This is a genomic window from Longispora fulva, assembly GCF_015751905.1.
Classification (GTDB): Bacteria; Actinomycetota; Actinomycetes; order Mycobacteriales; family Micromonosporaceae; genus Longispora; species Longispora fulva.
The window spans coordinates 963043-977424 of record NZ_JADOUF010000001.1 but is presented as its reverse complement, the minus strand read 5'-3'; the positions used below and the strand labels follow the sequence as shown (position 1 = coordinate 977424).

The window sequence follows — 14382 nt, the reverse complement described above, 5'->3', positions numbered from 1 at the left end:
CGGAGAAGCTAGTCCCACCCATCGGGATGAGTCAATGCCCCTTAAGTCACCGTTAGGGTTGACCTTCATCGTGCCTGCTAGGGGTACTTGCGGCATCTACGTCGCGTATGGACTGCCCGTTATCCGGACGCATTCGGCAAGCCGAAACCCGCAGACACATAACAGATCTGATATCTCCAGGGCACGGCATAACCTCCGCTTAATCCAACGGACAGCCGGAAACAGGGAACGCACAGGCCACCTGAAAACTGTGGCGCGCATCACAATGGAGTCCCGCCGGAGCCGGTCGACCAGGGACCGTACGGACGGGCGTCGTCGTGTCCGCGGCCCGTGGCCCGAACAGGCTCCGGATCAGGCGTCGGGCGGGAGCCGAGAGTGCGGCGCTGGTGTTCCAGGCAGGTCTGGGTGGATTGTCCTCCAGCGGCGCGAACGTCCGTCCTACTCTTGGGCGAGCCGGGGACCAGGCTCGACGCGGCCCCACCCGTGCTCGCTTCTCGTACTTTGGACCGATCTGGTGGCACGCCGACGCTCGTAGGATGACGCCGTGCATCCGTTTCTCCGCTCGGTGTGGGACGAGCCCCGCCCCGCCGGCCCGCCCCCGCGCGGGTGGCGGGACTGGGCGCTTGTCGGGGTGCTCGGACCGCTCGCCGTGCTCGAGGCGGTGCAACGGCCCGAGGTGCCGTGGCTCGTGCGCCTGACTGTCGTCGCGCTGCTACCGACCCTGCTGTGGCGCCGGAGCGCCCCACTGCCGGTGTTCGCGGTCGCCCTCGGCGTCTCGGGCCTGGTGACGCTGGTGGTGGGGGCCGGTCGGCCGCAGTCGTACACGGTCGCGTACGTCCTGATCCTGGTCTACGCGCTGGTCCGGTGGGGGTCCGGGCGGGAGATCGCCATCGGCGCGGCGATCGCGGCTGGCAACGTCACGCTGTCGGTGGTCATCGGTCAACTCAGCCGGGCCGACGCGGTCGGCGGCTTCGTGGTCCTGTTCGCCGCCGCGGCCCTGGGCGCCGCGATCCGGTACCGGGCCAGGGCCCGCGTCCGCGAACTCGACCAGGCCAAACTCCTCGAACGGGAACGACTCGCCCGCGACCTGCACGACACCGTTGCCCACCACGTGTCGGCGATGGCGATCCGCGCCCAGGCCGGCATCGCCACGGCGGCGTCGCACCCGGACGCCGCCGTCGACGCGCTCCGCGTGATCGAGGCCGAGGCGTCGCGCGCCCTCGCCGAGATGCGCGCCATGGTCCGCGTCCTGCGCCGCGACCAGCCGGCGGACCTGGCACCCAACCCCGGCATCGCCGACCTGAGAGGGCTCGCCCGCGGCCCCGGTCTCACAGATCTCGCAAGGCCGGCCCTCGCGGACTTCGCAGGGCCGGCCACCGTGGACCTCGGGGAGCCGGACCGCGGCCCCGGCATCGCCGACCTCGGGGATCTCGCCGGTCCCGCCCGTTCCGGGCCGGCCGTCGACGTGGAGATCTCCGGCGACCTCGACGGCCTCCCGCCGTCGGTGGGGACGGCGATCTACCGCCTCGCGCAGGAGTCCGTCACCAACGCCCGCCGGCACGCCCGGCACGCGACCCGCGTCGAGGTCCGCGTCGCCGCCGACTCCACGTCGGTGCGGTTGCAGGTGAGCGACGACGGCGACGCCGCCCCCGCCGCGCCGCGCGGCTACGGGCTGACCGGCATGATCGAACGCGCCGATCTGCTCGGCGGTACCCTGGACGCCGGGCCGTCGGCCGGCCGGGGCTGGACAGTGACCGCGGTGCTGCCCCGCTCGGGGGTGCCGGCGTGACCACGCACCGGGGTGGCCGGGTAAACCAGGCGGCGTGCCGGGGTGGCCGGGTGGACGCGCGGGTGGCGTGGGTCGGGGTGGCAATGTGAACGTTCGGGTGATCGTCGCCGACGACCAGGAGATCGTCCGGACCGGGCTCCGGATGATCCTCGACGCCCAGCCGGGGATCGAGGTCGTCGGCGAGGCCGCGGACGGGATCGCGGCCGTGGAGCTCGCGTCGCGGCTGCGCCCGGACGTGTGTCTGTTCGACATCCGGATGCCAGGGATGGATGGCATCGAGGCCACGCGCCGTCTCGCCGGACCGACCGTGCCCGACCCCCTGGCCGTCGTCGTGATCACGACCTTCGACCTCGACGAGTACGTCTACGCCGCGCTGCGGGCCGGCGCCCGGGGCTTCCTGCTCAAGGACGCCGGCCCCGCCCTGCTCGCCCAGGCCGTGCACGCCGCGGCCAGGGGCGACGCGCTGATCGCCCCGAGCGTCACGACCCGGCTGTTGCGCGCCTTCGCCGACTCCGGACCGACCGCCGCGCCGAGACAGCCCGTCGAGCCGCTCACGGACCGGGAGGAGCAGGTGCTGTCCACTGTGGCCCGTGGGCGGACCAACAGCGAGATCGCCGACGAGCTGTACATCAGTCTCAGCACCGTCAAGACGCATGTCGCGAGCCTGATGGCCAAGCTCGGGGCGCGGAACCGGGTCGAGATCGCGATGTGGGCGCACGAGACCCACCGGATCAGGAACCACTAGCGCGTCGCACGACCGGCCCGGCCTCGCGTCCCGTCCGAGGACGGCCCGGGGCGGGCACCGCCGCATCGAGCGCCGGGCCAAACGATTCGGGGTCGCGCCGAGTGGGTCGGATCGGTCGGGTGGATCGTTGTCGGGCCGAAAGTACGCCCGATTTCCCGGTCCATCGGCCGGTCCGGTTCGGGCCCGAGTGCCGATGAGTCGGCGGCGTCCACAGCGCACGATCAACGCACGTCGGGACGTCCCCGTTCCGGCGGCCGCCGCCCTCGGATGCGGCTGACCAGATCGAAGAAGGGTACTTTCGCTGTGGCTTCCTCCGCCAAGTCCCGCTGGCTCGTGCCCACCCTGCTGATCGCGCTCACGGTCGTCCCGATGATCGGCGGCGCCGTCCGGGTGGCCGACCTGGCCGGTAACGCCCCCACCACCCCTGACAACGCCCGCTTCGTCGCCATGCCGGTGCCGGTGCTGGTGCACATCTTCACCGCCAGCGTGTTCTGCGTACTCGGCGCGCTCCAGTTCGCCCCCGGCCTCCGCCGGCGCGGCTGGCACCGGATCGCCGGCCGGATCACCGTCCCGTGCGGGCTCGCCGCGGCACTGTCGGGACTGTGGATGACCCTGTTCTATCCCGACGCGCCCGGCGACGGGGCCCTGCTCGTCGGCATCCGGCTCGTGTTCGGCTCCGCCATGTTCGCGTCCCTCGCCCTCGGCTTCGCCGCGATCCGCCGCCGGGACCTCATCCGGCACAGCGCGTGGATGATCCGCGGGTACGCGATCGGCCAGGGTGCCGGCACCCAGGTCCTGACCAATGTGCCGTGGCTCCTCCTGTTCGGCGTTCCCGGCACCGTGACCAGGGCGATGCTGATGGCCGCCGGCTGGGTGATCAACGTGGCCGTGGCCGAGTGGGTCATCCGCCGACGCCCGGCCGGCCCGCGGCGGTCCGCCATGGTGGTCGCCGACTCCGCCCCGGGCCACCTCACCAGTCAGTGACCCCTCGACCCGGGCGCCCTGGGGACCGATGGCGCCGGGTCATCGGCGCCGGGCCCGGCCGGGTGGCGTGGGATGCTGGTTCTGTGACGTTGGAGGACCTCGTCCGGCTGCGCCGGGCCCGCGACCGGATGGACCGCGACTACGCGGAGCCACTGGACGTGTCGGCCCTGGCCCGCGCGGCTCTCATGTCGCTGGGCCACTTCTCCCGCAGCTTCCGCGCGGCGTTCGGGGAGACGCCCTACAGCTATCTGATGACGCGCCGGATCGAGCGGGCCAAGGCGCTGCTGCGGCGGGGCGACCTGACGGTGACGGAGGTCTGCTTCGCGGTCGGGTGCGCCTCGCTGGGGTCGTTCAGCACCCGGTTCGCCGAGCTGGTGGGCGAGAGCCCGAGCGCGTACCGGGCCCGCCGCCACGACGACGGCGCCGCCATTCCGGCGTGCGTCGCCAAGATCCATACCCGGCCGGTCAGGAATCGGGACGGCAGTCCCGCCCTCCGCCCGTAGCATGATTTGTATGGATATCACGCTGTCACAGTGCTTCATCGCCGTCGACGACCATGACAAGGCACTCGCCTTCTACCGGGATGTTCTCGGCTTCGAGGTGCGCAACGATGTCGGGTTCGAGGGCATGCGCTGGGTGACCGTCGGCTCGCCGTCGCAACCCGACGTGGACATCGTCCTCGAACCGCCGGTCGCCGACCCTAACGCCTCGCCCGCCGATCGGGAGGCGATGGCGGAACTGCTGGCGAAGGGCCTGCTGCGCGGAGTCATCTTCCGGACCGACGACTGCGACGCCACGTTCGCACGGATCCGCGACGCGGGGGCCGAGGTGCTGCAGGAGCCGGTCGACCAGCCGTACGGCGTCCGCGACTGCGCGTTTCGCGACCCCTCCGGCAACATGCTGCGCTTCAACCAGCCCCGCCGTCGGTGAGGTCCGTGCCGGCGGGCGGTGAGGCCCCTGCCGGGCGGCCGTCGGTGCGTTCCCGGCCGGCGGGCGGTCCCTGCCGGCGGAGGCATCAGCCCCTCGTTGGCGGTCAGGCGTCCAGCACGAGTTCGACGTACACCTCCTCGTCGGTGTCCACCCGGCGGAAGCCGCACTTCTCCAGCACCCGGATGGAACCGGCGTTGCCGGTGGCGACGAGCCCGTGCAGCGGCCTGAAGGGGTACTCCGCCAGGAACAGCCCCAGCGCGGCCGTGGCCACCCCGCGGCCCCAGTAGGCCTGGCCGATCCAGTAGCCGACCTCGCGGTGGGTGGGGGCGTCCCAGCTCACGATGTTGCCGGCGACGTGCCCGTCCACGAGGACGGTGGTCGTGACGACGGTCGGGTCGGCCCGGATCCTGGCCCAGTGCGCGAGGAATGGCTCCCGGTCCCGTGGCGTGAACGCCGCCATCCGGGCTCCGTCCGGCTCCTGCTCGTACGCGAAGAACGTCTCGACGTCGTCGTCCTCGACGGCCCTGATCGCGACAACTCCGTGGTCCGACACCGACGCCCCCTGTCCCAGGCCCTGGCCGGCTCCCACGGCGTGAGAGTCCGCTGACGAGGCACGCGGGCTAGGTTAGCCTGTGCCGATGACCAACCCGCTCGGCTTGTCCACTCTCGGCTGCCCGGGGCTGCCGTTGGCCGACGTCGCGACGCTGGCTCGCCGGTACGGGATCGGGGCTGTCGAGCTGCGGTGCGCGCCGTCGGAGCCCGTGCACACCGGGATCACGGCTCGCGAGCGCGCGGCGGCCCGGGTGGATCTCGACGGGCTGGACGTCACCGGGCTGGCGACGTACATCCGGTTGTCCGAGAGCATCGACGGGCTCGTCGAGCACGTGGAGCTGGCCAGGGATCTGGGGGCGGGGACGCTGCGGCTGTTTCCCGGGGCCGGGGCCGTCGGCGCGATCGTGGATCGGCTCGGGGCCGCGGTGGAGCTGGCCGCCGGGTCAGGGGTGCGGTTGCTGGTGGAGACGCACGACGAGTTCCTGACCGGGGCGTCGCTCGTGCCGATCCTGGCGGGCGTGCCGGGGGTCGGGGCGATCTGGGACGCGCTGCACACGTGGCGGGCCGGGGAGTCGCCGGCCGACGCGGCGGAGGCGCTGGCCCCGTGGCTGGTGGAGCTGCAGCTCAAGGATGCCGCGTCCCCGACGGACCGGCGGCCGTTGGTGCCGGGTGCCGGCGGGGTTCCGCTGGTGGAGACCCTCGCGGCGGCGCGGGGGCTGGGGTTCGGGGGCGTGGTGGTGCTGGAGCACGAGACGCCGTGGTATCCGGACGCCGAGCCGTTCGAGGCGGCGCTGGCGGGGTTCGCGGCGCTGATGCGCGCCCAGGGCTGACCTGGCCGTCCGGCGGGGACACGTACCCCGTCATATCGGGATTTTGCGGGTATGAGGGCCTACGCTCCGGTGGTGACCACACCCGGCGAACTTCCCGGCCACGCCGGCGAGCCGCACGTCGAGGCGCTGGCGTCCCGGCTGAACTGGCTCCGGGCCGGCGTCCTCGGCGCCAACGACGGCATCGTGTCCACGGCCGGCCTCGTCGTCGGCGTCGCCGGAGCGACGGGTGACCGCGCGCCGATCCTCACCGCCGGGGTCGCCGGCCTGCTCGCCGGGGCGGTGTCGATGGCCGTCGGCGAGTACGTGTCCGTCAGCAGCCAGCGCGACAGCGAACGCGCGCTGCTGAGCAGGGAACGCCGGGAACTGCGGGAGTCCCCCGACGAGGAGCAGGCCGAACTGGCGGCGTTGTACGAGGCCAAGGGCCTCAGTCCCGACACCGCCCGGCAGGTCGCCGCGGAGCTCACCGCGCACGACGCGTTCGCCGCGCACGCCGACGCCGAACTGCGCATCGACCCCGAGGAGCTGACCAACCCGTGGCACGCCGCCCTGGCGTCCGCTGTGGCGTTCACCGTGGGCGCGATCCTGCCGCTGGTCGCGATCCTCACCCCGCCGGCCTCTGTCCGGGTGCCGGTGACCTTCGTCGCGGTGCTCGCCGCGCTCGCGCTGACCGGGGCGATCAGTGCCCGGCTGGGCCGCGCCCGGCGGGGGCCGGCGATCGCCCGGGTGGTGGTCGGCGGGGCGCTCGGCATGGTCGTCACCTACACGATCGGCCACCTGCTGGGCGCGACCGGCATCTGAGCGCTCAGGACAGCGCCTCGACGAACGCGTCGGCCACTCCGGGCTCCCGCAGGATGTGCTGCATCCGCACGTCGTCGGCGACGTGGTACCGCGCCGTCGGCAGGTGCGGCGACCAGTACGCTCGCGCGCGGTCGATGTGCTCGGCCGCGCTGATCACGGTGACCGGCCCGGCGTACGGCCGCGGCTCGTAGTGCTCCTGCGCGTACTGGGCGGCGGCCCACAGCACGACGAGCCGGTAGAAGTCGTCGATCCCGTCGGTGTCCTCGAACCACGCCCGGCGCTGGAGTTCGGCGAGCACCCCGGGCAGGTCCGCGACCGGGTCGTGCAGTCCGAACTGGACCTTCAACGCGCCCAGCATGTACTCGAAGTGTTCGTTGAGTCCCCAGCCCGGGTCCAGTTCCGGCATCCCGGAGGGCAGGTCGACGAGCACGAGGGCCGCGACCTCCTCCTCCGCGGCGCGCAGCCGTTGCGCCATCTCCAGCGCGACGACGCCCCCGGCGCACAGTCCGGCGAGGTGGTAGGGGCCGGTGGGCTGGACCGCGCGCAGTTCGGACAGGTACCGCTCGGCCGTCTCGCCGACCGACAGGAACGGGCGGACCCTGGCCCGGTACCCGATGGCCTCGAAGCCGTGCACCGGTCGGCCGCACCGGACCCGCTCGGCCAGGGCGGTGAACAGCCGGACGTGGCCGGTGCCCAGGTGCACGACGAACAGCGGTTCGCGGTCGCCGTCGGGGACGAGCGGGACGAGGCTCGGCGGGGCCTGCCACGGGCCGGCGCTGGTCGCCCAGACGTGGGCGACCATGTCGGGCCGGAACCCCGGGTCCCGGCCGGTGAGCGCGGCGGAGGCCAGGCCGGCGGCTGTCGGGTGTTCGAAGACGTCGATGGCCCGGATCCGCAGGCCGGCGGCGCGGGCCCGGTCGACGACGTCGACGACGAGCAGGGAGTAGCCGCCGAGGTCGAAGAAGTCGTCGTCGGGGCCTGCGGGGACGCCGAGGAGGTCCGCCCAGATCGCGGTGAAAAGCGCGGTGGCCTCCTCGCGGGTGACGGTCACGGTCTTCCTCCCACGGACGAGGCCAGGGCGGCCCGGTCGAGCTTGCCGGACGGGGTGCGGGGCAGGGTCGGCACGGGCACGTACCGGTGCGGCACCATGTGCGCCGGCAGCGTCAGCCCGGCGTGCGCGCGCAGGTCCGCCGGCACCGCCGGGGCCACGCAGCCGACCAGGAACCGCGCGCCGGCCGGGCTGGTCCACACGGTCACTCCGGCGTCGGCGACGTCCGGGTGGGCGCGCAGCACGGCCTCGATCTCGCCGAGTTCGATCCGGAAGCCGCGCAGCTTGACCTGCTGGTCGGACCGGCCGTGGTACTCCAGTTGACCGTCGGGGCCCTCGGTGGCCAGGTCGCCGGAGCGGTAGTAGCGGCGGCCGTCCACGGTGGGGAACCGTTGGGCGGTCAGTTCCGGGCGGTGCAGGTAGCCGGCGGAGACGCCCGGGCCGGTCAGCCACATCTCGCCGGGTTCGCCGGGCGGCACGGGTCGGCCGTCGTCGGCGCGGACCTCGATGGCCAGATGGCCGAGGGCGCGGCCGATCGGGGAGCCCCGGTCGGCGGGGGCGAGTTCGCGGAAGGTGGCGTGCACGGTCGTCTCCGTGATGCCGTACATGTTGACCAGCCGGGCGGTGCTGCCGGAGCCCGTGGCGAACCGGCGCGCGGTGTCCAGGTCGACGCTCTCGCCGCCGAACACCACGTACCGCAGGTCCAGAGGTGGGCTGCCGGCCTGCTCGTGCGCCAGGACCAGCGAACGGAACACCGACGGCACCTGGCTGAGCATCGTGACCCGTTCCCGGGCCAGGAGCGCGACGAGCGCCTCGCCGGTCAGCGTCGCCGCCTCGGGGACCATGACGACGGTGGCTCCGGTGGCGAGCGCGCCCCACAGTTCCCACACCGAGAAGTCGAAGCTGATCGAGTGGAACAGGGACCAGCGGTCGGTGTCGTCGAGGTCGAACAGCGGTAGCGCGGCGTCCAGCAGGGCCAGGACGTTGCCGTGGGTGATGACGCAGCCCTTCGGGCGGCCGGTGGATCCCGACGTGTAGATGACGTACGCCGGGTCGTCGGGCCCCACGTCGGCGGACGCCGGAACCAGTGGTGGTCCGCCGACGGGGGGCTGTTCAGGGGCGGGGGCGTGCGGGTCCACGACGCGGTCGGGGCCGAGGCCGTGGTCGAGCGCCGGATCGCCGACCAGTGCCGTGAGGCGCGCGTCGGCGACCATCATCCGCAGCCGCTCGGCGGGGTAGCCGGGGTCGAGCGGGACGTAGGCCGCGCCGGTCCGCAGGATCGCCAGGATCGCGACCGGGGCGGTCACGGTCCGGTCGACCCGCAGTCCCACGAGGTCGCCGCGTCCGACGCCCAGGGCGAGGAGCCGGGCGGCCAGCGCGTCGGCGGCCTCGTCGAGCTGGCGATAACTGAGCGTGTGGACGGTGTCGGTGACGGCCGGCGCGTCCGGCCGGCGCGCGCACACCCGGCCGAACAGGTCTGTGAGGGTGGTCGCAGGCAATGAGAACTCCCCGTGGACGGTGGTCTCCGCAGCCAGACCCTGACACATCAAGATCACTTAGTCAAGATCAAATCCTTTGTGGGTATCCGGTGGATCCGTTGCTACAGTCGTCCCGGTGCTTGATCAACTTCCCAGGGGAGGTTACTGAACGTGTCTGTCCACACGCTCCTCACCTACGCGGAACTCGTCGCGACCGACCCTGTCCTGCGGCTCTACTGCACGGTCGACCCCACCGGCCCCGGCATGGAGGCCCACCCCCTCGGCCCCGGTCCGAACACCCTCCTCGGCCCCGCCGTGGACCCCGGCGTCCGGGCGGTCCTCGCGTCCGACCCCGACCGGGTCGTCCGGCCGCTGGCCGTCGTCGCCCGGATCCTCATCGACCGGTACGCCGTGGCCCCGCCCCCGCTCGCCGCGCTGTGCCTGGACCCGGCGACCGGCCGGCTCGTCCTGCCCGCCGGCCCCGCGGCCCCCGTGGAACCCGCGTCCTGGACCGGACTGCTCGCGGCCCTGCACGCCCTGGCCCCCGCGCACCGCGCCCGCGTCGACGCGACGTTCGCGGCCGAGACCCGCTTCCTCGCCCCGGGCACCGCGCACGTGTTCGGCCCCGAGGCGCACAGCGTCCCCGACCGCCAGCACGCCGTGCTCACCGAGGTGCTCGACCGGGTCGCCGAGCGGGCCCGCCGCCGCCGGCACGACCCGACCGTCCGGCGACCGGCCGTCATGCTGGACGTCGACCTGTGCGCCCTCGTCCCGCGCCAGCGCACGGTGGACGCGCTGCGGCTGGTCGGCGAACGGTTCGGGATCGCCGAGTTCGTGGACCCGGCCGGCGAGCTGCCGACGTACCACCGGCCGTCGTGGGACGGGTTCGTGGCCCGGGCGGGGCTCGCGGAGCGGTACCCGGAGATGGATCTCGCTTTTGAGAGTTTCTGCGCCGCGTTCTTCGAGCCCTGGGACCGGATGCGCACCGACGAGCCCACCCCGGGATTGGCCAGGTTCGCCTGGGACGTCCACGACGCCGGTGGCAGCGTGGTCTTCAACACCGGCCGCAGGGAACGGGTCCGCGGGCACACCGAGGCCGCGCTCGCCCGGGCCGGGATCCTTGCGCCCCGGATGGCGATGATGCCCGATGACCGGACCCGGCCCGTGCACGAGCACAAGGCGGACAACCTCGCCGGCTTCGGCGACCTCGACATCGTCGCCGTGTTCGACGACCTGTGCGAGAACCGGCGCGCCCTGGCCAAGGAACTGCCCGGGGTGCTGGCCGTCGCCGTCGAACTGCCCGGCTACGCGGTGGAGAACCCCTACGGCCCCGACGACGGCGCGGAGGTGGTGTCGAGCTTCGAGACCGTCCCGCGCACCGGGCGCACCGCCCGACGGCGCGACCGTCACACGCTGTCGCACGCCCGGTCCCTGGCGGAGCTGCGGATCGCCGAACTCGCCGACCACGACGCCGCCGCGGCCGGGCACGCCACGCACCTGGACGCCGCCGCCTCCCGCGCGCTCGTGGACACCCTGCTCGCCAGCGCCGACACCGCCGCCCGCCGGATCGCCGACAACGCCCGGCGGACCCGGCCCGACGGCGACCCCGTCGCGCTGATCCACCACGTGCTCACCCGGGAACGGTTCCGCAAGGGCCCCCGGGACAACTTCTCCCTCGACACGGCCCGGCCGCTGGGGGCCTTCGTGGACCGGTGCGAGCCGCTGCCGGTGGTCACGTTCGGGTTCCCGGTGAAGCTGCACTACAACGGGCTCAAGACGGCCGGTTTCCTGCCGGACCTCGCCGAACTCGGCGCACTGGTCCGGCTGCGGGAACTCCAGCACGCCGTGCGGGGCGTGTACCCGCCCGGGCTGCGGATCACGGTGCTGACCGACGGGAACCACTTCCAGACCCGGCCGGCGGACCTGCTGCGCGCCTACCACGGCAAGCTCGGCGAGTACCACACGCTGATCGGCGGGGACGACGTGTGCGCCATCGCCGACGTCGAGGACGTCGCCGAACGGATCCTCGGCACCGACGTGCGGGCCCGGCGCGCCGGCATGATCGACGACCGGACGCACGAGCTGGAGCAGGCTCTCGCCGGGGTCGACGTGACGGCCGCACCGGTCCGGGCCCTGGACCGGGCCGGCGAGCTGGTCACGGACCTCCTCGGCCGGCGCGGCGACGGCACGGTGATGCCGCCGTTCGCGGACCTGTTCAGCTCCCTGCTCTACGTCGTCACCATCGAACCGCCCGCGGGGGTGCCGCGCCCGACCTGGTCCCGCCGGCTGTACGCCGACATCTTCGACGTCACCGATCCGGTGTGCGGCCCACCCCGCCGGAAGGTGCTGGTCGGGGCGTGGCAGCGCACCATCCGGTACCTGGCCGTGCTGCAGGTCGACCGCGACCTCGGCTACGACGACGCGACCCTGTTCCCCGGCCGGATCCGGCTGACGCCCAACCCCCGGCCCGGCAGCCTCGGGTTCGGCTATCTCGGCGGGGCCGGCGTGCTGCCCTGGCACGGCACGGCCGCGATCGACGTCCTCGGCCAGCTGTCGGCGGACTTCGCCGTCGCCCTGTCCGACCGGGGCCACGTGCCCGTGTACTCGGCGCTGCTCGGCCCCGACCAGCCGTGGTTCATGGCACCGTCGACCGTCGACGACCTGATCCGCACCGGCATCCACCTGAGGCGCAGATGAACCCGACCCTCGCCCGTCTGCTGCCCCCGCCCGGCCCTGGCCGGATCCTGATCGCGGTGTCCCTGCTCAACAGCTTGGGCCTCGGCCTGTACGCGGCCGGCAGCGCCGTCTACTTCGTCCGCTCCGTCGGCCTGTCGTCCACCCAGGTCGGCCTCGGCCTGTCGGTCGCCGGGCTCCTCGGCCTCCTCGCCGGACTGCCCGCCGGCCGGCTCGCCGACCGGATCGGCCCCCGCCGGGTGGCGATCGGCATGGCCCTGGCCACCGCCGCGCCCCTGGCCTGCGCGGTCTGGACCCGGCACTTCTGGCAGTTCTTCGCCATCGTCGCCGTGCTCGGGATCTTCGAGTCCGGCTGGATCGTCGCGAACGAGGCGATGATCGCCCGGGTGATGGCCGGCGCCGACCGGGTCCGGACGTCGGCGTACCTGCGCTCGGTGTTCAACATCGGCCTCACCCTCGGGGCCCTGGCCGCCGGGGTCGCGCTCGCCGTGGCCACCCGGACCGCCTACCTGACCCTGATCTGGGCGTACCTGGGAACGTCGGTGCTGGCCGCCGCCCTGTACGTGTGGCTGCCACCGGTGCCCGGGACCGCGCCGGCGCCCGGGGAGGTCCGGTCGCGCCGCGCGCTGCGGGACCTGCCGTACCTCGCGGTGGCCCAGCACGCCAATCTGACCACCATCGGGGACACGCTGCTGGGGCTCGCGTTGCCGCTGTGGCTGGTGTCGTCCACGTCAGCGCCGCCGGGGCTGGCCGCGTGGCTGCTGGCGATCAACACCGTGCTCGTGGCCTGCCTGCAGGTACGCGCGGCGCGGGCCGCCGACACCCTCGCCGGGGCCCGGCGGCTGCAGGAGTGGGCGCTGGCGGCGCTCGCGGGGACGTGCGTGCTGGCGGGGTTCTCCGGGATGGTGCCGCGGTGGCCGGCGGTGGCGCTGCTCGTCGCGAGTGTCGTGGCGCTGACCGCCGGGGAGATGTGGGGGCAGGGGGCGCGTTGGGCGTTGCGGTTCGACCTCGCGCCGGCGGACGCGCAGGGGGAGTACGGCGCGGCGTTCCGGCTCGGGTTGCTGGTGCCGCGGGCGGTCGCGCCGGTGCTGGTGACGGCGTTGACGAGTCAGTGGCGGATGGGTGGGTGGTTGGTGTTGGCGGGGTTGTTCGTGGTGGGGATCGTGCTGAACCGGCCGGTGATCGGGTGGGCGGTGCGGACCCGTCCGGTGCCGGCCGCGACATCGGCTCCGGCTTCGGTGGAGGTGGCAGGGTGACCCGGCTCGTGGTGGTCTACGACGCCGGTGCCGCGCAGCCGTTGGAGATCCACACCGGTCTGGCCCCGCTCGGCCGGGTCACCTACGCGCTCCCCCACTCCGACCACAACGACCGGATGCGACCGCTGCTCGCCGAGTTCGGCGAGGTCGTGCCGCTCGACGAGGACCCGGCCGAGCGGATCCGACGGCTGCGACCCGACGCGGTGCTCACCTTCAGCGAACGCCAACTGCGCCTCACCTCGGACCTGGCCGCCGCACTCGGGCTGCCCGGCCACTCCCCCGACACCGCCCGGGCGCTGACGGACAAGTACCTGCAACGCGAGCGGTTGCGGGCCGCCGGCGTCGACCGGCTCCGCTGCGCGCGGCTGTCCGGCCCCGGCGACTGGCCGGCCGCCGTCGCCGCGGTGGGCCTGCCTGCCGTCCTCAAGCCGGTCCGGGGCGAGGGCAGCCGGGACACCCACCGGATCCTCGACGCCGCGGCCGGCGGCCGGCTCGTCGACGAGCTGCACCGGCGGGGCGCGGCGGACCTCGTGCTGGAGCGGTACCTGGCCGGTCGGGACACCGGGCCCTACGGCGACTACGTGTCCGTCGAGAGCGTCGTGACCCACGGGCGGGTGGGCCATGTGGCCGTGACCGGCAAGTACCCCCTGCTGGAGCCCTTCCGCGAACGCGGCCAGTTCTGGCCGGCCCACCTGGACCACGACGAGTCCGCCGCCGTCGCCGACCTCGCCGGCCGGGCCGTGGCGGCGCTGGGCGTGCGAACCGGCGTCGCCCATACCGAGATCAAGCTCACCCCGGACGGCCCGCACGTGATCGAGGTCAACGGCCGGCTCGGCGGCCAGCTCCACGACCTGGGCCTGCGGGCCGGCGGACCGGACCTGGTGACCCTCGCCGGCCGGGCGGCACTCGGCGAGGCGCTCGACATCGGACCGTTCCGGCCGGACGGCGTGTTCTTCCAGCACAACAACCCTGCCCCGGTGCTGGCGTGCCGGCTCGTCGCGGTGCGCGGCGTCCCGCAGGTGCGCGGCATGGCCGGGATCGACGGGTACCGCAGGTTCGTCCAACCCGGCGCCGAGCTGCCCGGCGGCGTCATGACCCGCCCGCTCGACGTGCTGACCGGCCGTACCGCCGACCACGGATCGATGCTCGAACTGGTCGCCGAGGCGCGCCGGGCCCTGGAGTTCGAGTTCGCCATGGGCGGGGACACGGTCCGGATCCGGTCGGACCGGCTCGACGACTGACCCCGTCCGCCGGGCGGCGCACCGTCAGCCGCCCGGC

Annotated in this window: 13 protein-coding genes; 10 read left to right on the top strand and 3 right to left on the bottom strand. The window is 73.8% G+C overall.

Annotated elements, in window-relative coordinates:
• The first annotated feature begins 544 nt into the window (after positions 1 to 544).
• From IW245_RS42030 to IW245_RS04275, 5 genes are all read left to right on the top strand, one after another.
• Entirely contained in the window at positions 545 to 1789 is a 1245-nt protein-coding gene (locus IW245_RS42030) for a sensor histidine kinase (RefSeq protein WP_197001897.1), read from the top strand.
• Between the two features lie 85 nt (positions 1790 to 1874).
• Positions 1875 to 2534, top strand: coding sequence for a response regulator (locus IW245_RS04290; RefSeq protein ID WP_197001896.1), 660 nt, complete (start codon positions 1875 to 1877; stop codon positions 2532 to 2534).
• Between the two features lie 333 nt (positions 2535 to 2867).
• Positions 2868 to 3518: a DUF2306 domain-containing protein gene (locus IW245_RS04285; protein WP_197008310.1), complete on the top strand. Its 651-nt coding sequence runs from the start codon at positions 2868 to 2870 to the stop codon at positions 3516 to 3518.
• A 128-nt stretch (positions 3519 to 3646) separates the two neighbouring features.
• Positions 3647 to 4021, top strand: coding sequence for a helix-turn-helix transcriptional regulator (locus IW245_RS04280; protein WP_197008309.1), 375 nt, complete (start codon positions 3647 to 3649; stop codon positions 4019 to 4021).
• 10 nt (positions 4022 to 4031) lie between these two features.
• Positions 4032 to 4448, top strand: a complete 417-nt coding sequence (locus IW245_RS04275) for a VOC family protein (protein ID WP_197001895.1) — start codon at positions 4032 to 4034, stop codon at positions 4446 to 4448.
• Between the two features lie 103 nt (positions 4449 to 4551).
• Here IW245_RS04275 and IW245_RS04270 read toward each other — a convergent pair whose 3' ends face one another.
• Complete coding sequence (locus IW245_RS04270) at positions 4552 to 5001, bottom strand: GNAT family N-acetyltransferase (protein ID WP_197001894.1); 450 nt, start codon at positions 4999 to 5001, stop codon at positions 4552 to 4554.
• An 85-nt stretch (positions 5002 to 5086) separates the two neighbouring features.
• On the opposite strand from IW245_RS04270, the gene IW245_RS04265 reads away from it, so the two are divergent.
• Entirely contained in the window at positions 5087 to 5830 is a 744-nt protein-coding gene (locus IW245_RS04265; RefSeq protein WP_197001893.1) for a sugar phosphate isomerase/epimerase family protein, read from the top strand.
• A gap of 72 nt (positions 5831 to 5902) precedes the next feature.
• Positions 5903 to 6628, top strand: coding sequence for a VIT1/CCC1 transporter family protein (locus IW245_RS04260; protein WP_233473120.1), 726 nt, complete (start codon positions 5903 to 5905; stop codon positions 6626 to 6628).
• 4 nt (positions 6629 to 6632) lie between these two features.
• Here the strand turns inward: IW245_RS04260 and IW245_RS04255 are convergent, their stop codons facing one another.
• Together IW245_RS04255 and IW245_RS04250 are read right to left on the bottom strand one after the other, a co-directional pair.
• Positions 6633 to 7679: a thioesterase domain-containing protein gene (locus IW245_RS04255; RefSeq protein ID WP_197001891.1), complete on the bottom strand. Its 1047-nt coding sequence runs from the start codon at positions 7677 to 7679 to the stop codon at positions 6633 to 6635.
• Positions 7676 to 9175, bottom strand: a complete 1500-nt coding sequence (locus IW245_RS04250) for an amino acid adenylation domain-containing protein (protein ID WP_197001890.1) — start codon at positions 9173 to 9175, stop codon at positions 7676 to 7678. Before IW245_RS04250 ends, IW245_RS04255 begins: the two co-directional genes overlap by 4 nt.
• A 150-nt stretch (positions 9176 to 9325) precedes the next feature.
• Here IW245_RS04250 and IW245_RS42025 point away from each other — a divergent pair, with 150 nt between their 5' ends.
• From IW245_RS42025 to IW245_RS04235, 3 genes are read left to right on the top strand one after another with little or no spacing between them, the layout of a single operon-like run.
• Positions 9326 to 11851, top strand: coding sequence for an L-tyrosine/L-tryptophan isonitrile synthase family protein (locus tag IW245_RS42025; RefSeq protein WP_197001889.1), 2526 nt, complete (start codon positions 9326 to 9328; stop codon positions 11849 to 11851).
• Positions 11848 to 13104: an MFS transporter gene (locus IW245_RS04240; protein ID WP_197001888.1), complete on the top strand. Its 1257-nt coding sequence runs from the start codon at positions 11848 to 11850 to the stop codon at positions 13102 to 13104. Before IW245_RS42025 ends, IW245_RS04240 begins: the two co-directional genes overlap by 4 nt.
• Positions 13101 to 14345 carry an ATP-grasp domain-containing protein gene (locus IW245_RS04235; protein ID WP_231398650.1) on the top strand — a complete coding sequence of 415 codons (1245 nt, stop codon included), beginning with the start codon at positions 13101 to 13103 and terminating at the stop codon, positions 14343 to 14345. The genes IW245_RS04240 and IW245_RS04235 overlap by 4 nt, the downstream gene beginning before the upstream one ends.
• Positions 14346 to 14382 lie beyond the last annotated feature (37 nt).